Origin of the sequence: uncultured Mailhella sp., assembly GCF_944324615.1 — a bacterium.
GTDB lineage: Bacteria > Desulfobacterota > Desulfovibrionia > Desulfovibrionales > Desulfovibrionaceae > Mailhella.
Map to the genome: position 1 here is coordinate 1 of NZ_CALUWY010000036.1, position 24,527 is coordinate 24,527.

General features: G+C 62.2%; 17 protein-coding genes, 1 tRNA gene and 2 pseudogenes. 15 read left to right on the forward strand and 5 right to left on the reverse strand.

The annotated features are described in order from the left end of the window. From Q0K07_RS08475 to Q0K07_RS08485, 3 genes are all read left to right on the forward strand, one after another. On the forward strand, positions 1-1,317 hold a 1,317-nt coding region (locus Q0K07_RS08475), incomplete at its 5' end, for a hydrogenase iron-sulfur subunit (RefSeq protein ID WP_294558443.1). After that, positions 1,314-2,798, forward strand: a complete 1,485-nt coding sequence (locus tag Q0K07_RS08480; RefSeq protein ID WP_294558445.1) for a 4Fe-4S dicluster domain-containing protein — start codon at positions 1,314-1,316, stop codon at positions 2,796-2,798. The genes Q0K07_RS08475 and Q0K07_RS08480, both read left to right, overlap by 4 nt. Before the next feature lie 9 nt (positions 2,799-2,807). Then, entirely contained in the window at positions 2,808-3,659 is an 852-nt protein-coding gene (locus tag Q0K07_RS08485) for an FAD/NAD(P)-binding protein (protein WP_294558447.1), read from the forward strand. 439 nt (positions 3,660-4,098) lie between these two features. Here the strand turns inward: Q0K07_RS08485 and Q0K07_RS08490 are convergent, their stop codons facing one another. The 4 genes from Q0K07_RS08490 to trmFO all read right to left on the reverse strand — a co-directional run bounded on the left by Q0K07_RS08490 (position 4,099) and on the right by trmFO (position 8,058). After that, positions 4,099-4,743: a C40 family peptidase gene (locus Q0K07_RS08490; protein WP_294558449.1), complete on the reverse strand. Its 645-nt coding sequence runs from the start codon at positions 4,741-4,743 to the stop codon at positions 4,099-4,101. A gap of 220 nt (positions 4,744-4,963) precedes the next feature. Continuing rightward, positions 4,964-5,917: a magnesium transporter CorA family protein gene (locus Q0K07_RS08495; protein WP_294558451.1), complete on the reverse strand. Its 954-nt coding sequence runs from the start codon at positions 5,915-5,917 to the stop codon at positions 4,964-4,966. 181 nt (positions 5,918-6,098) lie between these two features. Continuing rightward, on the reverse strand, positions 6,099-6,467 hold the full coding sequence (locus Q0K07_RS08500; protein ID WP_294558452.1) for a hypothetical protein: 369 nt from the start codon (positions 6,465-6,467) through the stop codon (positions 6,099-6,101). Positions 6,468-6,642: 175 nt separating this feature from the next. Beyond that, a complete protein-coding gene (gene trmFO, locus Q0K07_RS08505) occupies positions 6,643-8,058 on the reverse strand; it encodes a methylenetetrahydrofolate--tRNA-(uracil(54)-C(5))-methyltransferase (FADH(2)-oxidizing) TrmFO (protein WP_294558468.1) in 1,416 nt (471 codons plus the stop codon). Between the two features lie 401 nt (positions 8,059-8,459). Between trmFO and Q0K07_RS08510 the strand changes: the two genes are divergently transcribed. After that, positions 8,460-10,526, forward strand: a complete 2,067-nt coding sequence (locus tag Q0K07_RS08510) for an elongation factor G (RefSeq protein ID WP_294558454.1) — start codon at positions 8,460-8,462, stop codon at positions 10,524-10,526. A gap of 450 nt (positions 10,527-10,976) precedes the next feature. Here the strand turns inward: Q0K07_RS08510 and Q0K07_RS08515 are convergent, their stop codons facing one another. Then, entirely contained in the window at positions 10,977-11,444 is a 468-nt protein-coding gene (locus Q0K07_RS08515) for an EVE domain-containing protein (protein WP_294558456.1), read from the reverse strand. 279 nt (positions 11,445-11,723) lie between these two features. On the opposite strand from Q0K07_RS08515, the gene Q0K07_RS08520 reads away from it, so the two are divergent. The 11 genes and pseudogenes from Q0K07_RS08520 to Q0K07_RS08570 form a co-directional block, all read left to right on the forward strand. After that, a complete protein-coding gene (locus tag Q0K07_RS08520; RefSeq protein WP_294558458.1) occupies positions 11,724-12,098 on the forward strand; it encodes a hypothetical protein in 375 nt (124 codons plus the stop codon). A gap of 98 nt (positions 12,099-12,196) precedes the next feature. Continuing rightward, on the forward strand, positions 12,197-15,100 hold the full coding sequence (locus Q0K07_RS08525; protein WP_294558459.1) for an insulinase family protein: 2,904 nt from the start codon (positions 12,197-12,199) through the stop codon (positions 15,098-15,100). Between the two features lie 23 nt (positions 15,101-15,123). Continuing rightward, positions 15,124-15,951: a tetratricopeptide repeat protein gene (locus tag Q0K07_RS08530; protein WP_294558461.1), complete on the forward strand. Its 828-nt coding sequence runs from the start codon at positions 15,124-15,126 to the stop codon at positions 15,949-15,951. A gap of 15 nt (positions 15,952-15,966) precedes the next feature. Further along, the gene (locus tag Q0K07_RS08535; protein ID WP_294558463.1) at positions 15,967-19,203 is read left to right on the forward strand and encodes a hypothetical protein; all 3,237 of its coding nucleotides are present in this window, start codon (positions 15,967-15,969) and stop codon (positions 19,201-19,203) included. A gap of 119 nt (positions 19,204-19,322) precedes the next feature. Then, the gene (locus Q0K07_RS08540) at positions 19,323-19,796 is read left to right on the forward strand and encodes a universal stress protein (RefSeq protein ID WP_077071749.1); all 474 of its coding nucleotides are present in this window, start codon (positions 19,323-19,325) and stop codon (positions 19,794-19,796) included. 98 nt (positions 19,797-19,894) lie between these two features. After that, entirely contained in the window at positions 19,895-21,013 is a 1,119-nt protein-coding gene (gene hisC, locus Q0K07_RS08545; RefSeq protein WP_294558464.1) for a histidinol-phosphate transaminase, read from the forward strand. Positions 21,014-21,015: 2 nt separating this feature from the next. Continuing rightward, a pseudogene (gene cmk, locus Q0K07_RS08550) lies at positions 21,016-21,678 on the forward strand ((d)CMP kinase); the annotation flags it as partial. A 477-nt stretch (positions 21,679-22,155) separates the two neighbouring features. Then, the gene (gene ispE / locus Q0K07_RS08555) at positions 22,156-23,040 is read left to right on the forward strand and encodes a 4-(cytidine 5'-diphospho)-2-C-methyl-D-erythritol kinase (RefSeq protein ID WP_294558465.1); all 885 of its coding nucleotides are present in this window, start codon (positions 22,156-22,158) and stop codon (positions 23,038-23,040) included. Positions 23,041-23,063: 23 nt separating this feature from the next. After that, positions 23,064-23,138, forward strand: a tRNA-Gln gene (locus Q0K07_RS08560). A 79-nt stretch (positions 23,139-23,217) separates the two neighbouring features. Further along, a complete protein-coding gene (locus Q0K07_RS08565) occupies positions 23,218-24,153 on the forward strand; it encodes a ribose-phosphate pyrophosphokinase (RefSeq protein WP_294558467.1) in 936 nt (311 codons plus the stop codon). A gap of 72 nt (positions 24,154-24,225) precedes the next feature. Continuing rightward, positions 24,226-24,527 (forward strand): annotated as a pseudogene (locus Q0K07_RS08570) (50S ribosomal protein L25); the annotation flags it as partial.

Genomic DNA, 24,527 nt, shown 5'->3' on the forward strand with positions numbered 1-24,527 from the left:
GGCCGCGTGAACCCTCTCTTCGTGCTCAAGGCCCTCATCAACGGGGCCGACGGCGTGCTGGTTTCGGGCTGCCATCCGCGTGACTGCCATTATTCCGCAGGCAACTACTATGCCCGCCGCCGTCTGGAGCTGCTCAAGCAGTTCCTGCCCGTCATCGGCATCAACCCCGACCGCTTCGAGTACACCTGGGTTTCCGCTTCCGAAGGCCAGCGCTGGAAGGACGTGGTCACCAACTTCACGAACCGCATCCATGCCCTCGGCCCGGCTCCCCGCTGGGAAGACGTGCCCGCGCGCTACGACAGGCCCGAGGAACTCGTGGAATCCATCCGTCCCCTGGGCTGCGGCGAACATCCTTCCCTGCCGGAACTCAGGCAGGCCATCAAGGACGCCCTGGCGGGCGGCCTGGAAGGCGTGCTCGGCTGGAAGCAGGGCTTTGACGCCATCCATGCGGAACCTGTGTTCATGACCACGCCCGAGGAAGTGGACTCCCTCATCTGGGGCCCCTTCAACGTGCACAACCTCGCCGTGTATCTGCCCCAGTACAAGGGCCGCAAGATCGGCGTGGTGGTCAAGGGCTGCGACAGCAAGGGCGTGGTGGAACTTCTGGCCGAAGAGCTCATTTCCCGCGAGGACGTGAAGATCTTCGGCATGGGCTGCAACGGCACGGTGAACGTGTCCCGCGTTCTGGCGAAGCTCCCCGAAGGCGCGAAGGTGGAAGCCTTTGCGGGCAAGGGCAACAAGCTCATCGTCACCGCCAACGGTCAGGAATACGAAATGACCATGGCGGAAGTGGCGCAGGACAAGTGCCGCACCTGCACCAGGCCCAACGCCGTGCTTTCCGACGTGTTCGTGGGCAGGCCCACCACCGAGCCTGCGGAACCTGCCGACGGCCGCAGTCCCGCTCTGCGCTTCCTCGATTCTCTGAGTCTTGAGGAACGCATGGGCTACTGGAAGGGCCAGATGGAACGCTGCATCGCCTGCCACGCCTGCCGGGGAGCCTGCCCCATGTGCGTGTGCCGCGACCACTGCGTGTCCGATTCGCGCGATCCCGCCTGGGTCACGCAGGAGGATACCGTGCAGCAGAAGCTGTTCTTCCAGCTTATCCATGCCCAGCACCTCGCCGGGCGCTGCACGGGCTGCACGGAATGCGAACGCGCCTGCCCCATGGACATCCCCGTGTTCGCGCTCAAGCAGCAGTTTGGCCGCATGATTAAGAAGATCTTCAGCTACGGCGCGGGCCTTGATGTGAACGCCACGCCTCCGCTGCTCACCTATCAGGTGGAAGAACCGACTATCAAGGAGCGTGATCTGGCATGAGCAGTCTCCTTTTCGCAACACCGAAAGAGCTGACGGGCTGGCTTTCCAACCTGGCCTCAGGCTATCGCGTGCTGGCTCCCCGCAAGGAAGGCCCCAGCGTGGTCTATCGCCCCTGGACGGCGGATCAGCTCGCCTCCGCAGACGTGGACGCGCTGCTTCGCCGCGCCACGGCTTCCCCTAAGCAGGCCATGCTGCCGCAGTGTGAAACGCTGGTGACCTTCAAGTCCGTGAAGGACCCGGAAGACGCCTCGAAGCTGACCACCACGCTGGAAAACCCCTGTGTGGCCGAACCCACGGTGCTTTTCGCCTGCCGTCCCTGCGACGCGCGCGGTTTCGTGGTGCTCGACAGGCCCTATCTGGAAGGCAAGTTCAAGGATCCCTACTACGGCGCGCGCCGTGAGGCCACCGTCATCGTGACGCAGGCCTGCCCCTCGGCGTTTTCCTCCTGCTTCTGCAACTGGGTGGGGAGCAATCCTTCCGACAAGGAAGGTTCCGACGTGCTCTTCACCGCCGTGGAAGGCGGCTTCGTGCTGGAAGCCGTGACCGAGAAGGGCGCCGCGCTTCTGGAAAACGCCGGCTTTGCCGATGCTTTGGACAAGGCCTCCGAAGTGGAAGCGGCCCATGCCGCTGCCGCCGCATCCCTTTCCCCCGATCCCGGCATGACGCATGTCATGGAAAAGGTGGCCTCGCGCTTCACCGATACGGATTTCTGGGAAAAGGAAACGGTGAAGTGCCTTTCCTGCGGCGCGTGCACCTATCTGTGCCCCACCTGCCAGTGCTTCACCATTACCGATGAAGGTTCGCAGCTGGACGGCCGCCGTCTCCGCAGCTGGGATTCGTGCATGTCTCCGCTCTTCACGCTGGAAACGAGCGGGCACAATCCCCGTACCGACAAGGCCGCGCGCATGCGCAACCGCGTCAGCCACAAGTTCAGCTTCTACCCCGAACGTTACGACGGCTTCTTCTCCTGCGTGGGCTGCGGCCGCTGCGTGGTGAGCTGCCCCGTGTCGCTGGATATCCGGCACATGGTGAGAGCCGCCGTGGAAGGCGCAACCATAGCCATCGAGGAAGAAGCGGCGCCTGTGAAGGAGGCCGCCCCCGAAGCTCCCGCGCCCGTGGTGGAAGAAACTCCTGCGGTGGAAGCCGCGCCCGTGGTGGAAGCGGCTCCTGCGGAAGAAGCGCAGGCACCTGTGGAAGAAGCGGCTCCCGTGGAAGAAGCCGCCGCGCCTGCCGAAGCCGCCCCGGAAGCTGTCGAAGCTTCGGCCGAAGCGCCGGTTGAAGCTGCCGAAGCGCCGGTTGAAGCTGCCGAAGCACCGGTTGAAGCTGCTGAAGCTCCGGTTGAAGCGCCGGCCGAAGCCCCGGTTGAGGAAGCTCCTGCTGCACAGGCCGCCGAAGCGCCCAAGGCTCCGGCCAGAGCTTCCGCGCCGAAAGCCGCGCCGAAGTCTTCCCGCTCTTCCAAAAGCAAGGCCAAGAAAAGGTAAGGAGAGAATATGAGCGAACATAACTGCGGCTGCAGCAAGAATCCTTACCTGCCTGAAGTCGCCACGGTTCTGGAAGTCATTACGGAATCGCCCACCATCAAGTCGTTCCGCGTGCGCTTCGACAACGAAGAGGCATGGAACAGCTTCACCTACCAGCCCGGTCAGGTGGGGCAGCTTTCCGTGTTCGGCGTGGGCGAATCCACCTTCGTCATCAACACCCCGCCTTCGTGCAAGGATTACCTCCAGTTTTCCGTCATGCGCGCCGGCGAGGTGACCACCGCCATCCACAAGCTCCAGCCCGGCGACAAGGTGGGTGTGCGCGCTCCTCTGGGGAACTATTTCCCCTATGAGCAGTGGAAGGGCAAGAACATCGTGTTCGTGGGCGGCGGCATCGGCATGGCGCCCATCCGCACCATCATGCTGCATGTCATGGAACACGCTTCCGAATATGGCAGGCTCAGCCTGCTCTACGGCGCGCGTTCTCCCGAGGATATGGCCTACAAGGCCGATCTGCCCGGCTGGCTGGAAAGCGATGTTCTGCACACCACGCTCACCATCGACCGCGAAGCGCCCAACTGGCCGCATCGCGTGGGCATGATTCCCAACGTGCTCAAGGAACTCGCGCCCAGCCCGGACAACACCATCGCCGTGCTCTGCGGCCCGCCCATCATGATCAAGTTCACGCTGGCGGCGTTCCGCGAACTGGGCTTCAAGGATGAGAACATCATCACCACCCTTGAACGCCGCATGAAGTGCGGCATCGGCATCTGCGGGCGCTGCAACCTCGGCGGCAAGTTCGTGTGCCTGGACGGCCCTGTGTTCTCGCAGGCCCAGCTCAACGAACTTCCCCCGGAAATGTAGTTCCGGCGGAACATAAATGAGAAAGGCCCCTTCTTCGGAAGGGGCCTTTTTTGTCGTTTCCGGCGTTGTGGTCCGCCGTACGGCAGGCCTGTTCCGTGTGCAGTGAGGGAAACGGTGGATGTGCTGCGGGAAAGGGGCTGACTTCCGCCGGTGAGCGGAAGGAGTGGCAAGGCAGGTTCCGGGGAGGCATGTCCGGCGCATGGTGCAGCGCCTGTGCGCCTTCATGGAGCACCATTTCTTTGCCCGGAAGCTCTTCCCCCGGGAAATTCCGTCCATGGCGGAAAGTTTTTTTTCTGCGGGAGCGTTGAAAAAAGCGCGGCCTGGCCGGACAAGGATCTTGCCGGAAAGGCGCTTTTGCGATGCTGCCGCGCCGGGGAACATGCCGTCAGGGTATGAAAAAAGGCCGCGGAACAACGCGGCCTCTGAAGTTTTCGTCGGATCAGGAAGGCATGTCCCCGAGCATCGTTTCGGTGACCTCGGGGTCGGCATAGAGATCGAGGTCGCAGGGCGGGGCCGTGAGCACACGCCGGGCCGTGAGGTAATGGCTGCTCCAGTAGGAGGCGTTCAGCTTTTCAACGCGGACGGAGGAACCTGCGGAAGGGCTGTGGATGAAGCGCCCTTCGCCTAGGTAGATGGCGGAATGACGGCCGTTGGGCGTATTGGCGATGCGGAAAATGATGATGTCGCCGGGCAGAAGCTCATCTCTGGCCACTTCATGCCCCGCGCGGGACTGCCGCACCGAGTCGCGCGGCACGGTGACGCCGTATTTGGAAAAGACCCAGTACACGAAGCCGGAACAGTCGAAACCGGACTTGGGGGAGGCACCGCCTGATCTGTAGCGTATGCCTACATGCTGCCGGGCGATGTCGGCCACGTCCCTGCCGAGGCTCATGACGGTGGGGCAGAGGTTGGCGCGGTACAGTGTGGCCGGGGTGCCCTGACCGGGCAGCAGGTCCCGGGCGGAGACGGGAGCGGTTTCGGGGGCGGGCAGAACCTCGGCCCCCTTGGGCTGGCAGGCGCACAGCGCAAGGGCCGGAATGGAAGCAAGAACAAGAAGAGCAAGTGTGCGGGAACGTGGGAACATGGGGGCTCCTTTGCGTGCCGCAGAAACGGAACGTCTGAAAAAAGGGATAGGCGGCGGCGAACATGGCCCCGTCAAGGTCACGTCCTTCAAGGGTGCCCTTGATGCCGTCCGCTGTCAAGTCACGGGGCAGGGCGCCATGATGCGGCGGAAGTGCTTCCCGGGCAATGATAGTCTGCCCCCGGTTGCGGCATGTCCGCCTTCCGGTGCAAAGGAAGCCCCGTTACTTGAACCAGCCTTTTTTGAAGAAGAACAGCAGAAGCGCCGCGGTGATGAACGCCATGAGACCGAGTGTGAAGAAGTAGCCGTACCTCCATTCCAGCTCCGGCATGAAATGGAAGTTCATGCCGTAAATGCCTGCAATGACGCCGAGGGGCATGCACAGGGAGGTGAGCACGGTGAGCACGCGCAGGCGGTAATCAGTTTTGCGCTGGGCATGGAGCAGGCAGTCGTTGTGCAGGTCGCGCAGGCGGTTTTCCAGCTGATCCTGACTGCGCGCCACATGGCTCTGGCTGTCCACGATATCGTGAAGTTCCGCCTTGAGATGGCTGAAGGGCACGTTCTGCGCCTGTACGCTCTGCAGGGCGCTCATGCAGTAGCGCAGGTCCTCGCACTGCAGGGAAAGGCGGGATACGCGGCGGCGGAGGGTGATGAGCTCGTCCTGCCGGATGTTGTCCGGCTCATCGTCGAGGCGGTCGGCCAGATTTTCCACTGCCGAACGTGCGGCCATGTACTGGAGCGCGCTGATGTCCGCGCAGGCATCCATGATGAAGAGCAGCAGCGCCTGACCGGAGGCTTCGGCCGGACGGCGGCCCTTTTCCAGCCGCTGCAGCACCCGGTCGAAGAGCGGCGACTGCGCGGGGCCTATGCTGATGAGCGCATCCTTCAGGCACAGGAGCATGACATAGCAGGCGCGTTCGCCGTTCCATGCGGCGCGCTGGGGAAAACGGAGAAACACGCCGTTTCTTGTGACTTCCACGGCAGGGAAACGCACCGGAAGGGTGCAGAGGGTGACGGCTTCCTCGTCCGCCCCCAGCTTTTCCAGCAGGCCGGCAAGGCGCGGTTCCTGCTCCGATTCCTCCATGCGGATGTCGTGCCAGGCAAGCGCATGTTCCCCGGGCTTCTGCCCGAGCCATGCGCCGTCGGGAATGCTCAGATGATAGTGTCGTACTTCCATGGCAGAAAGCTAGCACGAAAGCCGCGCCCGGAAAAGAACTCTCACGGGAAAAGGGCCGATGCGCTCATGCCGGAGAGGGGATGTTCCCGCCGGACCGGGAAAAACGGTGCCGCAATATGCCGCGCCGCGCCCCGGGGACACAAAAAGCCCCGGAAACGGGATGATGAGCAGGAGAAGAGAGCTACAGCAGGAACTTTTTTATGCTGACGGCGGTTCCTGTATATTTTTCCGGTATGGGGATGCGCTTTCCCTGCACGAAGGAGGCAAGGGCCCTGTCGATGCCGGCAATGGAAGAGCCGGCTTTCCCCAGGCATATCCAGCTTCCGTCCTCGGCAATGGAATAATCGCTTACGGTGACGGTGACGGGCTGATCCATGCCGTTGATGGAAAAGCAGACCATGAGGCTCAGATCCTCACGGCACACGATGCTGTGGATGTGGAGGTAGTCCGCCAGACGATGATTGAGCCATGCCATGAGTTTTCTGCTGCGCAGTGCCTGCTGGAGGATTTTTCTTTTGATGGACCTTGCCGGGCCGTTCAGTATCTCCATACGTTTTCCTCAGCTGTCTCCGGGAGGCCTTTCCGCCGCCTGAAGGCGTGAAGCGAAAAGCCCGTGCGTTTCCTTTTTTGCCGGAAAGGCCGCTTCGGGCAGGACCATTGCGGAGTCGGTACGCCCGAAGCCTGCCGGATGCAGAAAAAGGGGACGCCAGAGGGCGGGGCGCTTCTCAGAGCCCTTCCCGGGCAAGCCAGGAAGCGAAGTCGGCGCAGGCACGATCCGCCATTTCCGCCTTGCGGGCCTTCTTTTTTGTCCGTTCCGCAAGTTCCGGCATGAGGCCGAAATGGACATTGGACGGCGTGAACTGCCTGGACGGCGTGCGCAGATGGTTCATGAGCGCACCGAGCGCCGTGGTCTGCGGCGGGAGGGAAAGTTCCCTGCCGTGGGCGCGGGCGGCGAGCGTCAGGCCGAGCCACAGGCCGCAGGCGGCGGATTCCACATAGCCTTCCACGCCGGTGATCTGCCCGGCAAGGTACACGTCGGGCCGCGCCTTGAGGGAAAGATCGTCGTTCAGGCATTCCGGGGCGTTCACATAGGTGTTGCGGTGCACGCTGCCGAAGCGCAGAAATTCCGCATGAGCAAGGCCGGGAATGAGGCGGAACACCCTGTCCTGTGCGCCGTAGGTCATTTTTGTCTGGCAGCCCACAAGGTTGAAGGATGAGCGTTCCGCATTTTCCGCACGAAGCTGGAGCAGGGCGTAGGGACGGCGGCCGGTGCGCGGATCGGTGAAGCCCACGGGCTTGAGCGGGCCGAAGGTAAGGGTGCGTTCCCCTCTGTCGGCCAGAGCCTCGATGGGCATGCAGCCCTCGAAGTGTATTTCCTTTTCAAAGTCGTGGGCGGGCACGCGTTCCGCCTCGCGCAGGGCCTCATAGAAGGCCATGTATTCACTGCGCGTCATGGGGCAGTTCACATAGTCGCCGTTTTCCTCCGCCGACGGATCCACCATGGTTTCCATGGGCTTTTCCAGGAAGGGCGCGTCGTCGGAATAGGGCGGGGGCGCGTCGTTGCCGTAGCGGGAGCCGCGGAAGGCGATGGACATGTCTACGGAATCGGCCCGGACGATGGGGGCTATGGCATCGTAGAAATAGAGGCGGCTGGGCGCGCCCTCGGAAGAGATGAGCGCTGCGAGGGAGGCGGCGAGATTTTCCGAAATGAGCGGACCTGCGGCCACGATGACGGTTTTTCCCTCAAGTTCCGGCGCGTCGAGGCTCGGAATCTGCCGCCGCACGAGGGTGATGAGGGGGTCCTGTTCCACGCGGCGGGTCAGTTCTTCGCTGAAGAGCGTTCTGTCCACGGCAAGCGCCTTGCCCGCAGGCACGGAGCAGTGAGCGGCAATATCCATGGTCACGCTGGAAAGGGAGCGCATTTCCTGCTTGAGAAGCCCCACGCCGGAACTCTGCGCGTCGTTGGAGCGGAAGGAATTGGAACAGACGAGTTCGCCGAGCAGAGGGCTTGTGTGCGCGGGGGAGAATGCTTCCGGCTTCTGTTCATAGATGGTGCAGGGCAGATGGGCGCGCGAAAGCGCAAGAGCGCATTCGCAGCCGGCCAGGCCGCCGCCTATGATGACGAAATCGGGCGTTGACATATCCATGGTGACTCCGTGAAAGAGGGGCGAGGCATCGCCGTTGAAAGGGGCGCGCGGAGCGCGGCACAACCTTACTGGAAGACGAAGGGAAAGTCACTCTTTTATGCATGGAGCGGAAAAGTCCGTTTTTCACCAGAAAAATAGCGGTATGCGCTTGACAGGGCATGGCGGCACTTTTTATGACCTTATAAAAGAATTCATCAGAATTCCTTGTGTCAGGCCAAGCCTGCCTCAGCGCAGGAGCGATGGATCCTTTTTTTTGTCAATCCCCCCTCCGGGGAGGATGCACGGCCCTGCCGCAGGCGGAACGCCTGACGGGGCTTCTGCGGATTGAAACGTTGAACCGATGCAAGGGTGTTCTTTTGCATCCATGAGAAATTCAAACCCCAGTGGAGATTCGTATGTCCATAGCTTTGGAGAACCAACGCACCTATGCCCTTGTCGGCACTGGTGGCAGCGGTAAGACTTCGCTTGCAGAAATGCTGCTTTTTCAGGCCGGTATCATCAATCGTCTTGGCGCCATAGAAGAAGGTACCACGGCTCTGGACTACGAACCGGAAGAGATCAAGCGCCGCGGCTCCATCCAGCCCGGATTCGCCACCTTCGACTGGAAGGGCTTCCGTCACAACCTTGTGGATATCCCCGGCGATTCCAACTTCTCCGCCGACATGGAATGGCTCCTTGCCGCCGTGGACAGCGCCGTCATCGTGGTTGACGCCGTGGACGGCGTGCGCCCGCAGATGCGCCGCATGTGGAAGAGCGTGAAGGCCGCCGGCCTTCCCACCATTGCCGTGATCACCAAGATGGATCGTGAACGCGCCGACTTCGACGCTGCCCTGAACAGCCTGACCACGCACCTGGGCGTGCGCCCCGTGGTCTTCTACATCCCGATTCTGGACAAGGGCGAATTCGTGGGTCTTGTGGACGTGTTCGCCAGCAAGGCCTTCCGCTTCCTGGAAAACGGCGAGACGGAAGAAATCCCCATTCCCGAGGATCTGGAAGACGAAGTCCTTCTGCTGCGCGACACCTCCGTGGAGAACATCGCCTCTTCCGACGAAGACCTCATGAACCGCTATCTGGAAGAAGGCTCCCTGACCGACGAGGATATCACCCTCGGCCTGCGCAAGGGCGTGCTTTCCGGTGAAATCGTGGCCGTGCTTCCCTCTTCCGCCATGCAGAACAGAGGCGGCCGCCGTCTGCTCAACCAGATCAACAACCTGCTGGCCTCCCCGCTGGATCGCCCGGCCGTGCTGGGTACCGATGCTTCCGAACGCGCGGCCGATCCCGAAGGTCCGGCCACCTGCCTGGTGTTCCGTTCCCTGAACGACGCCTTCTCCGGCCAGGTGAACATGATCCGCGTCATTTCCGGCACCATTTCCTCCGATTCCTCGCTGAAGAACATGCGTACCGGCGAAATGGAACGCCTGGGTTCCCTCTTCTATGTCAACGGCAAGACGCAGACCGCCTGCAAGGATACCCTCGGCCCCGGCTCCATCGTGGGCGTGACCAAGCTCAAGGGCACCCGTACCGGCGATACCCTGTGCGACGAAAAGGCTCCCTTTGAAGTGGAACTGCCCAAGCTGCCGCCTCAGCTCATCACCTTCGCCCTCGCTCCCAAGCAGAAGGGCGATGAAGACAAGGTCTTCGCCGCCGTGCAGAAGCTCCTTGACGAAGATGTGACCCTGAAGCTCAGCCGCGACGAGGAAACTTCCGACATCCTGCTCGCGGGCATGGGTCAGCTGCATATCGAAATTTCCGTGGAAAAGGCCCGCCGCCGCTCCAAGGTGGATATCGTGCTCAAGACGCCCCGCGTGCCCTACCGTGAAACCGTGCGCGGCAAGGTGCAGGTGCAGGGCCGCCACAAGAAGCAGTCCGGCGGCCGCGGCCAGTTCGGTGACTGCTGGATCGAAATGGAAGGCGCGCCCAGAGGCGCCGGTTACACCTTTGAAGACGGCATCGTGGGCGGCGTGATCCCCCGCCAGTACATCCCTGCCATTGACAAGGGCATTCAGGAAAGCGCGGCCCGCGGCTACCTTGCCGGCTGCCCCGTGGTGGACTTCAAGGTCCGCGTGTACGACGGCTCCTACCACACCGTGGACTCTTCCGAAATGGCCTTCAAGATGGCCGGTTCCATCGCCTTCAAGGCCGCCATGGCCCAGCTCAAGGTGGTGCTGCTCGAACCCATCGTGCAGATGACCGTGACCATTCCCGATGAATACATGGGCGACGTCATCGGCGACCTTTCCTCCCGCCGCGGCAAGGTGCTCGGCTCCGATTCCCAGGGCGGCATCACGGAACTCAAGGTCAACGTGCCCATGAGCGAAGTGCTCCGTTACGCTCCCGACCTGCGCAGCATGACCGGCGGTCAGGGCGTGTTCACCATGGAATTCGACCACTACGAGGAAGCTCCCCAGCCTGTGGTGGACAAGGTCGTGGCCGCTCATCAGGCCGCCAAGGGCAACGAATAACACTGGCGGGGGCCTGCCCCCGTCATAAGGAAAACACGGTGTTTCCCGGAAGGGAGGCACCGTGTTTTTCTGTTAACGTGTCTTTGGGAAGGAGAAACAGGTCTGCCGCGGGCCGCAGACAGGAAAGCTGCCCCTCGCCGCAATGGGACAGCTTTTCTGCAAAAACGGGAGCATGCGCGCGGAAAGCATGAAGCGGAACATACAGGGAAGGCATCTTCCGGCCGGCCATGTGCCGTGCCCGGGGCCAGGCTGAAGAGAAAAAAGCGGCGTTGCCGTGTCCGGCAGGCCCGGAAAGGGCAAGGGAAAACCGCTCCTTCACCGGGAGAGGACACGGAAAGAGCCGGTCGCGCCCTGTGGCCGCCATTTCCCTGCCGCCGGGGCGCGTGTTCCGGAAAAGGCGCAGGGGAAGCAATGCGCCCGAAAAGGGAGATTTTTCTGAAGGGAGGGCGTTCAGTTCAGATCCAGGCCCGCCATGGCCAGAATATGCCGGAAATGTTCCTCCTTCACAGGCTGTACGGAAAGCCGGCTTCCGCGCCTGAGAAGTTCCATGCCTTCAAGTGCATCCTCACGGCGCAGTTCCTCCAGCGCAAGGGGATGTTCCAGGCGGCGGACAAGCTTCACGTCCACCATGTACCAGCGGGGATCTTCCGGCGTGGCCTTTTCGTCGAAATGCCGGTTTTTCGGATCCTGCGCGGTGTGGTCGGGGTAGGCCTCGCGCACCACTTCCACAACAGCCACGATTTCCGGCTTTTTGCCGCTGTGATAGAAGAAGCCGAGGTCGCCTTTTTTCATGGAGCGCATGAGATTGCGCGCCTGATAGTTGCGCACGCCGTCCCATGAGGTGGTGGCGTCCTGCGAGAAGATGAGGTCGTCCAGGGAAAAGCAGCCGGGTTCCGTTTTGAAAAGCCAGTATTGCATGGGATATCCTTGCCTTGAGTTGAGGGAAAGTGCTCTTTATATACGGTTACGGCGAAGTGATGGCAAGGTGCGGGCCTCTCGGAAGGCGGAAAGCGCGCTTTTTTTTGCGTGCGCTTCGGGGAAAAAGAGCGTTTTTATGGAATCTTCAGTGTACATAAAATTAAACATAATATATTTCCGTAAGTTACCAATATCAACATTGACACTTTCCGGCAGGGAATGCTATGGAGGACAAAAAGGGCCTGTGCCCGTTTTATGTTGTCAGGAAAGGGAGATGTCATGGCCGCCGCGATGAATGAATGGGAAAAAGTCACGCTGCATCTGGAAAATGGGGCCAGTCTCATGTTTTATGGCCGTCTGTTTTCCGAGGCCGTGTGGTACGATGAATACAGCGGCGTGCTTACCCATCAGAAGCTTTACGTCACGGATCAGAACGAGCAGGTCTACGCCATTCAGAAGGGCGGCGAAGGCCGGAACATCTGCCGGGCCTACCGCATAGCGGTGCATGGCGAGCGCTGCGTGATCTATAACGGGCGCTATTCCATGGAACTGCCCCTCGATCTTCTGCTTCTTGCCGTGCGTACGCTCTGCGGTACGGAAGATGGCGCCGCTCTGGAACAGGCGGAGGAAATGCTTCGCGCCGCCAACTGCTGACATCGGCCCTGTGTCTGCCCGCGAGGGCCTTTCGGCGACCTTGCGACAGGCCGCCTTTTTCATTTTGAACCTGTGAAGAGAACATATAAGGAAACTGCATGAACAGCCACGGATTCACCCTTGTCAGGGAAGAGAAGATGCACGAAGCGGGCGGTATCGTCCGCCTCTGGAAACATGACGCCACCGGAGCGGAGCTGCTTTCCGTCTGCAACGACGATGAGAACAAGTCCTTCGGCGTGAGCTTCCGCACGCCTCCCAGAGATTCCACGGGCGTGGCCCATATTCTTGAGCATTCCGTGCTCTGCGGTTCCGACAGGTATCCGGTGAAGGAACCTTTCGTGGAGCTGCTCAAAAGTTCCCTTCAGACCTTTCTGAATGCCCTCACCTTTCCCGACAAGACCTGCTATCCCGTGGCGAGCTGCAACCTTCAGGATTTCTACAACCTGATCGACGTGTATCTCGACGCCGTCTTCCATCCCCGCATCGATGAGAACGTGCTGCGTCAGGAAGGCTGGCACATCGAGGCCGATTCCCCCGAAGGCCCGTGGCAGTTCAAGGGCGTGGTGTTCAATGAAATGAAGGGCGTGTATTCCTCCCCCGATTCCGTGCTCATGGAAGAATGCCAGCACGCCGTGTTTCCCGACATGCTCTACAGTCTGGATTCCGGCGGCGATCCTGCCGTGATCCCCAGCCTCACCTTCGAGGCCTTCCGGGAATTTCATGCGGCCTATTATCATCCCTCCAACGCCCGTTTCTTCTTCTGGGGCGACGATCCGGAAGAGGAGCGTCTTGCCCGCATTGCAGACGTCATCGCGCCCTATGCGCGCCGCGAGGTTTCTTCCGAAGTGCCGCTTCAGAAGCGCCTTTCCGTGCCGCGTTTTCTGGAGATTCCCTATGCCGCTTCCGAAGGGGAGGAGGCCGACAAGGCCCATGTGGCCGTGAACTGGCTGCTGTGCGAATCCAAGGAAACCGAGGAAATGTTCGTGCTGAACATGCTGGAGCACATCATATCCGCGCTTCCCGGCTCCCCCCTGCGCAAGGCGCTCATGGATTCCGGCCTGGGCGAGGACATTTCCGGCTGCGGCCTTGAGGGCGATCTGCGGCAGGCCTATTTTTCCATGGGTCTGCGTTCCATAGATGCAAAGGATGCTCCCGAGGTGGAACGCCTCATGATGGAAACCCTTGCGGATCTTGCCGAGGACGGCGTGCCCGCACCGGCCGTGGAGGCGGCGCTCAATTCTCTGGAATTCATGCTGCGCGAGAACAACACCGGTTCCTTCCCGCGCGGGCTGGCGGCCATGTTCCGCAGTCTGTCCGACTGGCTGTACGACGGGGACGCCTTTGCGCCGCTTGCCTGGGAAAAGCCGCTTGCCTCCATCAAGGAGCGCCTGGCAAAGGGTGAGCCCGTATTTGAAAACGCCATACGCCGCTGGTTCCTGGACAACACGCACCGCGTTACCGTGCTGCTTACTCCCGACGCCTCTCTTGCCGCCGCCCGCCAGTCCGCCGAAGACGCGAAGCTGGAGGCTCTGCGCAAGGGCATGGGAGAGAAGGAGCGCATGAAGGTGGTGGAAACGGCGGCGGAACTTCGTGCCGCGCAGCAGAAGCCCGATTCCGAGGAGGCGCTGAATACCGTGCCCAGCCTCGGCAAGGAGGATCTGCCTGAGAAGAATGCCCTCATTCCCTGCGAGGTGGAGAAACACGGGTCTCTGGACGTGGTGACCCATGCTCTGGATACCACGGGCATTCTGTACGCGCGCCTTGCCTTCGATCTCTGCGCCGTTCCCGCCCGCCTTCTGCCTCTGGTGCCCCTCTACGCCCGCGCACTGACGGAACTTGGCACGAAGCGCCGCGACTATGTGGAACTGGGCTTTGAAATTTCCGCCCATACCGGCAGCCTTGGCGCAGGAGCCGTGGTGCTGCCGCGCTCTTCCGATGCTTCCGTGGTCTCCTTCCTTTCCGTGTCCGGCAAGTGCACGGAAGACAAGGTGGGGCGCATGGCCTCCCTCATGGAGGAAATTCTTTCCGAACCTGATTTCGACAACCGCGAACGCTTCACGCAGATGGCTCTTGAGGAAAAGGCCCGCATGGAGCAGGCCGCCGTGCCTTCCGGTCATGTGCTGGTCAATACGCGCATGGGCGGCAGGCTGTCGCTTGTGGGGCGCATTTCCGAGGAAATGAACGGGGTGAGCGCCCTTGTGTATGTGCGCGACCTCATCCGCAGGCTGGATGAGGACTGGGAAGGCGTTCGTGCCGACCTTGCCGCGCTGCACGGGCTCATCGTGCGCCGGGAAGCGGTGAAGCTCGACATGACGGCGGATGCGGCCCTTCTCGGCAGGTCGCGCGGCGTGCTGGAAGAGCTGGTTGCGGCCCTGCCTTCCCGTCCTGAAGAAGCCTGCATTCCTGAACTCTCTCCCCTGCCCGGGGCCGAACTTCTGAGCATCCCGGCGCAGGTGAACTATGTGGGACTCGGTCTTTCTTTGAAGGACACGGGCTACCGCTACAGCGGTTCCCAGGCCGTCATTCTGCGTCATCTGCGCATGGGCTATCTGTGGGACCGCGTGCGCGTGCAGGGCGGGGCCTACGGCTGCTTTGCCCGCTACGGCCGCTCCACCGGGGCCTTCACCTTCGCTTCCTACCGCGACCCCAATGTGGAGAATACCCTCAGGGTGTACCGGGAAACGGCGGACTATCTGGGCAACCTTTCCCTTTCCGAGGCGGACATCACCCGCGCCGTGGTGGGTGCCATAGGTGATGTGGATACCTACATGCTTCCCGGAGCGAAGGGCTCGGCCGCATTTTCCCGCTGGATGGCGGGCGAATCGGACGAGGAGCGCCAGCGCATCCGCGAGGAAATTCTCGCCACACGTCTTTCCGATTTCCACGACTTCGCGCCTTATCTTGCCAGAGCTCTGGAAAAGGCCGTGCCCTGCGTGCTGGGCGGCAGTGATGCCGAGGCCGTGGCCGACGCGGAAGGCTGGACGAAAACGCGAGTTCTTTAACCTGTGCGTTTCCGGGAGCAGCCATGAAGAATGAAAAGACGCGCGGCACCATGCTGACCAGCTCCGCAGTCATCCTGTGTCTTGTCACCTTTGCCGCCGGTTTTGTGGCCGGCAGCATGGTGACGGAATACAAGGCGGCGGAGCAGGGCGAACGTACCCTGGTTTCCCCTCCTCCCGCAGCTTCCGACGTGAAGAACAGCGCGGGAGATGAACATATACGCCACCTCAGGGAAGAGGCCATGGCGGAGCCCGGCAATGCCGGGCGGTGGACAAAGCTCGGCAATGCCTGCTTCGATGCGGGCGACGCCGCGGGCGCCATCGAGGCCTATCAGGCCTCCCTGCGGCTGGAACCCGGCAACGCCGACGTGCGGACGGACATGGGTTCCATGTACCGCATGAAGGGCGAACCGCTCCGCGCCGTGGAGTGCTACGATCAGGCGCTGAAGGATGTGCCGGGGCACAAGAACGCCATTTTCAACAAGGGCGTGACGCTGCTGCTCGATCTGGAGAAGCCGGCGGAGGCCGTTGCCTTCTGGCAGTCCGTGCTTGCCGAAGATCCCGACTTCACGCTGTCGAGCGGTGAGTCTCTGAAGCGGGTCATGCCCGTTCTTGCCGTGGACGCTGCGCTTCAGCTTGAGGTGCACGGCAGGAAGGAAACGGCGCTGCTTGCCTATGAGGAAGCGCTGAAGCTGGATGCTTCCTTTGCGCCCGCGCTCGTACACCGCGCGTGGCTGCTGGAGAACATGGGGCGCGCCTCGGAGGCTCTGCCTCTGTGGAAGCGCGTGCTGGAACTCCAGCCCGACGCCACCGACCCTGCGGGCAGGCCTGTCCGCGACCGCATCAAGAAGTAATCATACGGGATTGTCATGTTTCCGTTTTCTTTTTCCTTGTTTCGCATGACGGCGGTTCTGCTGGCGCTTCTGTGCCTGCCTCTGCCTCTTCATGCCGGGCCGGAAGAGGGGGCAGAGGTGCTCGTGGCCGAACCTGCTCCTTCCGCCGCGCTTCCCGAAGAAGTGCTCATCAGGGCGGATGTGCAGCCCGCACCGCCGCCCCCGCAGGAGAAGCGCTCCACGGCTTCCCGCCTGCCCGTGCTGTCCCACCTTTCCATGCTCATGGACGGGAAGGGCGTGCTGAGCGTGGAGGCGGTTTCCGAAAAACTGGCAGACTTCACGCCCTATGCCGTCGGTCCCCTGTCCCGGGATACGGGTACGCTCTGGCTGCACCTCGACCTTGCGGATGTGCGTGATGAAGCGCCGCATACGCTCTGGCTGGATCTCGGCACGCAGGTTCCTTCCGGCGTGTCCGTGTGGCTTTCATCCGACGGCCGGAACTGGCAGAGCTCCCGTGCGGAGACGGCGGGCGTGTATGAACTTGCCCCTGCCGGCAGGCGCGGGCATGTGCTCATCCGCATGGACGGTCTGCCGGGCCTGTGGTTCCGCCCGGCGCTCTGTTCCCTGCCTGTGGTCATCCATTCTCCCGAAAGGCTGGCCCATGTGCTTTCCCTGGCCTCGCTGGCCCTTCTCGGAGCGCTCTGCCTGCTGCTCAGCCTGACCGAGCGGGGAGAGGGCCGGTTCTGGACGGCGGCCCTTGCCTTTGCGGCGCTGGTTCAGGGGCTCTGGGGCATACCTTCCATGCCTGCAGGGAGCATGAATGCGGTTTCGTTTTCCGGTATGTTTGCGGCGGGCGTGGCGCTTTTCATGCTGCCCCATGCGGGCAGAGTGCTCATGCGCACGCGCGTGACCTCGCCTGCCGTGGATGTGCTCTATCTGCTTTTCGCCCTGCCCGGGGCCTGTGCGGCCATCGTGCCGCTTCTGCCCGGCATGGCCTGGACGGCCCGTCTGCTCTCCCTGTGGCCGCTGGCCGCACTGCTCTGCCTTGTGCCTGCGCTGCTCATCGCCCTTCGCGGGGTGCAGGGGGCCGTGCCCTTTTTCTTCGCATGTCTTTTCATGGGCGGCGGAGCCGTGGTTTCCCTCTGGGGACTCGTGCACGCTCTGGAAGGCCCGTGGTGGGGCGTGGCCGTTTCCGCCGGGCAGGTAATCGGTCTGCTCTTTCTTTCCTCTGCCGCGCCGCACAAGGAAAGCGCGGCGGGAAGCAGTGAGCTGGAACTCGACGTTGCGGAACGGCGCATGCCGGAGGTCCGGGCCAATACCTACAAGGACAACAGCCTTGCCGCCCTGCGCCGCGCCTTCCGGGGTACGGTGGAGGAGCTTTTCGACGAGGCATGCCGTCTGGATCAGGCCCTTACCCGGGCCGGAGTGGACAGGGAGAAGGTGGACATCATGACCCATGCCGACGGCATGGTGGCCGCCGCCCGCAGGCTTTCCGAAAGCGCGCTCGATCTGCCCGCCGCATCCACCCTGCCCGAAGCCTCGATGCAGGTCTTCGAGCTGCGGCAGGTCATACAGAAGGTTTTTGCCTCGGTCTTCGACGAGGCGGAAAAGAAGGGCCTCGGCCTTGCCTGGTATGTGGCTCCCCAGCTGGGACAGAAGTTCCGGGGAGATGCCGCACGCCTCACGGCGCTGCTTTCCCTGCTGCTTGCCGATTCCGTGCGCGCCGCCTCCCACGGGGCCGTGAGCCTGCATGTGCGCCGTTCCGGCGCGAGCACCCATCCGGGGCATCTGCAGTTCACGGTGTCCGACAACGGCGAGGGGCTCCCGCCCCGGGGCCGGCAGAGCATGCTCATTGCGCGTGCATGGGAGCTGGCCTCCGCCCATGGAGGTGACCTGTTCATCGACAGCACGCCCCAGGGCATGGAACTCACCTTCAGCATGGAATGCGCGGCCATGGATGTGGACGGCGTGACGGAAAAGTCCGTACTCGCCGCGGAAGGGGCGGAAGTGTCCCGTCCCGATGCGCCGCTTGTCATTCTTGCTTCCCCCGACGGCCTGAGCCGTCAGATGTACGCCCATTACCTGGAAGGCATGGGCTTCTGCCTGTGGGAAGCGCGCGATGCGGAGGAAGCGGCCACCCTTTATGCCGCATCTCCGGCGGCGCTGGTGCTTTTTGACGGAAATCTCGGTGAAGAAGACATGGTGCAGGCGCTTGCGGCCATACGCATGTTTGAAGGCGAGCAGGCCCTGCCCGCCGCGCCGTTCCTGCTCCTTGCCCGCGACGACATGCAGGCCGAGCGCATAGCCAAGGCCGGCTGTGACGAGGCGCTTATTCTGCCCGTGGTGCGCAAGGATCTGCGCGCCATGACGCGCTGGCTGATTTCCCCCACGCCGGAAAGGCCCGTGCTGAGCACGCAGCGCATCACGCTGGCCGCCGTTCTGGCGGGCGCCCATTCCGGCAACGCGCGCATGCAGCGCAAGGCCGTGCTCAAGGGCGAAGCGCCGCGGAGCGTTGCGCCCGCGGCGGAAAACGGCAGCGCCGTGCCCGGGCAGGCTTCCGGTACGGAAGCGCCTGCCTCCGAGGAGAAGGAAAAGGCCGCTTCGCTGATTCTTGAGGAAGAGCAGCAGGCGCCGCGGGAAAAGAAGGGGGGAAGCTGGCTTGCCTCCCTGTTCCGCCCCCATGCCGCAGCCCCTGCGGAAAAGCAGGCGGCGGCAGAGAATGCCGTGCCTTCGGAAAAGCCGGAAGCTTCTTCCTCTCCGGCGGCGGCGAGCGCCCCTGAAGAGGGAGAAGGCGAGGTTGTGGAACTTCTTGCCGAAGATGTGCTGGTGGAGGAGAGCGGCGTGCAGGAACTGACGCATGCCGACCTTGCCCCGGCGGAAAACAGGGATGGTGCGGTTGCGGAAGAGAGCGACGGGGAGCTCATAGAGCTTGATGTGTCCCTCATCCATGAACCGGGCGACGCCCCCGTGCAGCAGCCCGCGGCGGAGGAGGAAAAATCTGCCGACGTGAGCGGGGAGGAAGCTGCGGAAGACATGGAAGCTCCCTCTGAGCAGATCATGGAAGGGCTGAACCGCATTTCCGAAGCCCTGATACAGAGCGACGTGCAGGCCATACGGGGCGGATCGCGGGAACTTTCCGCCATTGCAGACAGATACGGCATGCATACGCTGGCCGACATGGCGCGTTGTTTCAGAGCCGCATGGGAAGAGGGCGATGTGGAAGCCGCCGCGCAGATTGTGGAAGAAATGCGTGCGGAAGCAGCCCGGTTGTGAGTTTCAGGGTGAGGAGCGTTTTTGTCCGCAGGAATACTTGCAACTTTGCTGGAAAGCATTTATGATGGAATCATGTTTAGGAGGCATCCTGCCCCGAACAAAGAAACAGAGGAGGCAATATGCCCAAGCTGCAGAAGATCATATGCGCGCTGGATCTTTCCGAGCACAGCAAGACAGTGGCGGAGTACGCCTGCATGCTGGCCAAGGCTATGAACGCCAGTATCGTGGCTGTATATGCGGCCCCTACGCTGACTCAGTACACGGGTTTCCATGTACCGCCGAATACCATTGACAGCTTTGTGGGTGAAATTGTCTCCGGCGCGGAAAAGGCCATGGCCCAGTTCGTGTCCGAAAACTTTGAAGGTGTGGAAACCAAGGCCGAAGTCGTCGTAGGCTACGCGGCCGAGGAAATTCTTGAAATCGCGGCCAAGGAAGAGGCCGACCTCATCGTCATGGGTACCCATGGCCGCAAGGGCATCGACCGCATCCTGTTCGGCTCCGTGGCGGAACGGGTCGTCAAGAATTCGCATCTGCCTGTCCTTACCATTCGTCCTTCCGACAACTACACGGGTGGCGCGATTTATAAGGATTAACGCTTCTTTTCAGGCTTGGAACAGGGCTTTCCTTTTGCGGCATCGTCCGGGGGAGGAAAGCCCTTTTTCTTATATTTTTCAATGTTCAAGGTGTGCCCATGAATCTCCCCTTCACGTCCTTCAATGATGTCCGCCCCGAGGTGGCCTCTTTTGAATCCTACGAACCCGGCCTCAGCATTGCCGAGATCGCCGAACGCTACGGCCTCTCCCGCGTGATCAAAATGGCCAGCAACGAAAACCCGCTGGGCGTTTCTCCCTCGGTGCGCGAGGTGCTGGAAAAGTGTGCGGGGCAGGCGTTCCGCTATCCGCAGTCGGGCAATCCCCGTCTGGTCAGGGCTCTTGCCGACTTCTACGGGGTGGATGCGGGTCGCATTTTTGTGGGCAACGGTTCCGACGAGGTCATCGACCTTCTCTTCCGGGTGCGCGCCATTCCCGGCGTGCACAATGCCGTGGCCTTCCGCCCCTGCTTCGGGCTGTATCCCACGCAGGCCAGAATGGCGGGCGTGGAACTGCGCCAGGCTCCTCTGAAACCCGATTTTTCCTTTGACTTCCCCGGACTTTTGAAGCTGGTGGACGAGAACACCACCCTCGTCATCGTCACTTCTCCCGACAATCCTTCCGGCCGCGCCGCCTCCGTGGAGGATCTCACCGCTCTGGCAAAGGCCCTGCCGCCCGCCTGCCTGCTGGTGGTGGACGAAGCCTACATCGAATTCGCCGGGCCGGAGTATTCCCTGCTTTCCCGTCTGGACAGCCTGCCCAACGTGGCCCTCATGCGCACCTTTTCCAAGGTGTACGGTCTGGCCGGTCTGCGCATAGGCTATGCCATTCTTCCCCCGGTCATCGCCGACTATCTCTGGCGCGTGCGTCTGCCGTTTTCGCTCAACATCCTGGCCGAGGAAGCGGCGCTCGCAGCGCTGAAGGATGCCGGATTCCGCGAAAAGACCATCGAGCTGGTGAAGCGCGGCCGCGCACGCCTCACTGAGGAGCTGCGCGCCATGGGCTGCGAGGTCCTGCCCAGCCTGTCGAATTTCATCATGTTCCGCACGCCGGAAGGCACCAGGGATGTGAAGACGCTGCACGGCGAACTTCTGCGCCGGGGCATCATCATCCGCGCTCTCGGCGGCTATCATCTGCCCGACTGGCTGCGCGTGAGCGTGGGCACCGATGAGGAGAACGAACTTTTCCTGCGCTATACGCGTGAGATTCTGGGAGTCTGAGCATGGCGAACGATTCCTACGGCGTCATTACCATGGACGGCCCAGCAGGCGTGGGCAAAAGCACGCTGGCCCGCCGCCTTGCCGCCGAGCTCGGCATAGCCTACCTCGATACGGGGGCCATGTACCGTACGCTGGGGCTGCGCCTCGGTGCGGCCGCCGCCGATATGAGCGAAGCGGCGCTTCGTGCGCGCTGCCGTGAGTATCACTTCAGCCTGGAAGCGCCGGAGAAGGGCGCCGACCCGCAGCTCTGCTGCAACGGTGTTCCCGTGGGGGCGGAGATACGCACGGAAAAGGCGGGGCGGCTGGCTTCGCTGGTGGCGCGTCTGCCGGTGCTGCGCGAGGAGCTTCAGCGCGCTCAGCGCGAGATGGGGGAGGGCAGTTCCCTTGTGGCCGAAGGGCGCGACATGGGCACCAAGGTCTTTCCCTCGGCAAGGCACAAGTTCTTTCTCGATGCCCGGCCCGAGGTGCGCGCACGCCGCCGCTATCTTGAGCTGGAGGCGCGCGGAGCGCTGAACGGCGAAACGCTTGAGCAGATACAGCGCGGCATTGAAGCGCGCGACGCGCAGGACCGGGGCAGGGCCGTGGACCCGCTGCGTCCTGCGGATGACGCCGTGATCGTGGATACGTCGGATCTTGATCTGGAAGGTGTGCTGCGTGTGATTCTGGACAGCGTGGCGGTGAAGCAGGCCGGAACTTCTCCGGCATGTTCCGGCCCCGTGCATGCCGGTGTGCGCATGGTGCTTTCCCCTGCGGCGTGTTTCATGCTGCAGAATGCGGAAAAGCGGGAGGAACTCTTTGCCCGGGCCCGGGAGACAGGCCTTGCAGCCGCACACGCGGCTTCTTCCTCTTCCTGCGGCGTCGCTCTTTCCTGTACGCTGCAGGGGAACGGCGTGTTCGTGGCCGAAGCCGAGGCGGAGGAAGGACCTCTGGCCAGACTCCGCGCGCTGGCTGCCGCGCAGGCTGCCGCAGCGCGTCTTGCCGAGGAGCTGTCGGAGGAATCCGTGACCATCGAGGCTTCCCTTCCGGGCAGAATATAGCCCGGTCCGTGCCGGGATCTGCCTGCACGGCGAAGGGCCTTTTGCAGGAACGGAAAAGGAAAAGGCCGGTCTTCAGGGCGGGCACAAAACGTTCGGGAGCACGCAATGATTGAGGAAAGCGCCTTCCCTGCCGGGGAAGAAGTGGTTCATGCCGCGGGCAAGATCAATCTTTTTCTGTTCATCACGGGAAAGCTCCCGGGCGGTTATCATGAGCTGAAAACCCTGTTCATGCCCCTGCCCGGGCCGCAGGATACCCTTGTGTTCAGGCCCGCCCGCCGCGAAGGCGGCATGGTGGTGCACTGTGACACGCCGGGCATAGATCCTCGGAAAAATACGCTCACCCGGGCCTACGGACTGTATGCCGAAGCCTCGGGCTTTGCGCCTGCCGTGGACGTGGAGCTGATCAAGGCCGTTCCTCACGGCGCGGGACTCGGCGGCGGCAGTTCGGACGGCGCGCAGGTGCTGCTGTGGCTGCAGCGCCATGCGCCCGAACCTCTGCCGGAGGAAACGCTGCTTGCCGTTGCCGCCCGCACGGGTGCGGACGTGCCCTTTTTCCTGAAGGGCGTGCCCTGCCTTGCGGAGGGCATAGGGGAGAGGCTTTCCCCTGTGCAAAGCGGCGTGGAAGGCATGAGCTGCGTGCTTGTCTGCCCGCATGTTCATGTGGATACGGCATGGGCCTACGCCGCGTGGGATGCAGAAAGGGCGTCATTTTCCTTGACAGAGAAAACGAAGGCAGATAAAAATAACCGTTCAAGTTACCAGTCATTCTATGGCATGAACGACTTTGAACCTGTGGTTTTCGCGGCTCATCCCGAATTGGCGGCGTTAAAAATGCAGTTATTACGGGCGGGTGCGGACATTGCAGGTATGAGTGGAAGCGGTTCGGCACTGTTCGGGCTCTTCCGTGATCCCGGATGCGCGGCGCAGGGCGCCGCAGCGTTGCGGGAAGAGCGGGAAAAGGCTGAGGTGTTCGGCCCTTTCCTTTTGTGAGTCGACATGCCGGCTGGAAATGTTGGGGTGTCGCCAAGCGGTAAGGCAGCGGGTTTTGGGTCCGCTATTCGCAGGTTCGAATCCTGCCGCCCCAGCCATGTGTCGTTATGTTTCGGCTTCGCTTGGCGGCGGCGCCTCTGTATCTTTTGGATACTTTACTCAGGAAGGCATGCTCCTATGTACGGCGACCTTAAAATTCTCACGGGTACGGCCAATCCACAGCTGGCCATGGACATTTGCGACCACCTTGGCTGCTCCCTCACGCCTGCGCTCTGCACGACGTTCAGTGATGGTGAGCTGCGTGTGGAAATCGGCGCCAGCGTGCGCGGCCATGACGTGTTCGTCATCCAGCCCACCTGTGCCCCGGCCAACAAGTCCCTCATGGAACTGTGCCTTATCCTCGACGCTCTGAAGCGTGCCAGCGCCGGCCGCATCACGGCTGTCATCCCCTATTTCGGCTATGCCCGTCAGGACCGCAAGGTCAGCCCCCGTGCGCCCATCAGCGCCAAGCTCGTTTCCGACTTCCTCACCGTGGCGGGCGCTCAGCGCATCGTGACGGTGGACCTGCACGCCGGTCAGATTCAGGGCTTCTTCAACTGCCCTGTGGACAACCTGTACGCCCGCCCCGTGCTTCTGAAGAAGCTCAGCGCGCTTTCCGGCGAGATCGTCATGGTTTCCCCCGACGCCGGCGGCGTGGAACGCGCCCGTTCCTTCGCCAAGAAGATGGACGCCAGCCTTGCCGTCATCGACAAGCGCCGCGACCGCCCCAACCAGGTGGCGGAAATGCATATCGTGGGCGATGTCGCGGGCAAGACCGCCGTGCTGGTGGATGACATGATCGATACCGCGGGCACCATCTGCACCGCCGCCAACATCCTCATGGAAGGCGGCGCCAAGGAAGTGTATGCCTGCGCGACCCATGCGGTGCTTTCCGGCCCCGCCTGCGAACGCCTGAATGATTCCCCCTTCAAGGAAATCATCGTAACCGACACCATTCCGCTCGGCGAGCATGCCGCCCAGTGTGAAAAGCTCCGCGTGGCTTCCATTGCCGGAGTTCTGGCCAAGAGTATCCGCAATATTCACGACGGTTCTTCTGTCAGCGCCCTGTTCTAAATCAGGGGATTGAAGACGATATATCGCGCCGCGCCCCGTCCGACGGGAGACGGCCCATAAGGAGAAAGCATCATGTCCGAACTCAAAACCCTTTCTGTGAAGAAGCGTACCGCTTTCGGCAAGGGCGCCAATCGCCGCCTTCGTACCGAAGCTCTGGTGCCCGGCGTCTACTACACCGCCGACGGCCAGAATATCGCCGTTCAGATGGCTGAACTGCCCCTCAGCAAGATCTACGAACAGGTGGGCCGCACCAATGTCTTCCAGCTTGAAATCGAAGACGAAAACGGCGCCAAGACCCTGCATCCCGTGTTCGTGTGGGACGCTCAGTACTCCCCTGTGAAGAACACCTTCACCCATGTCGACTTCTTCGGCGT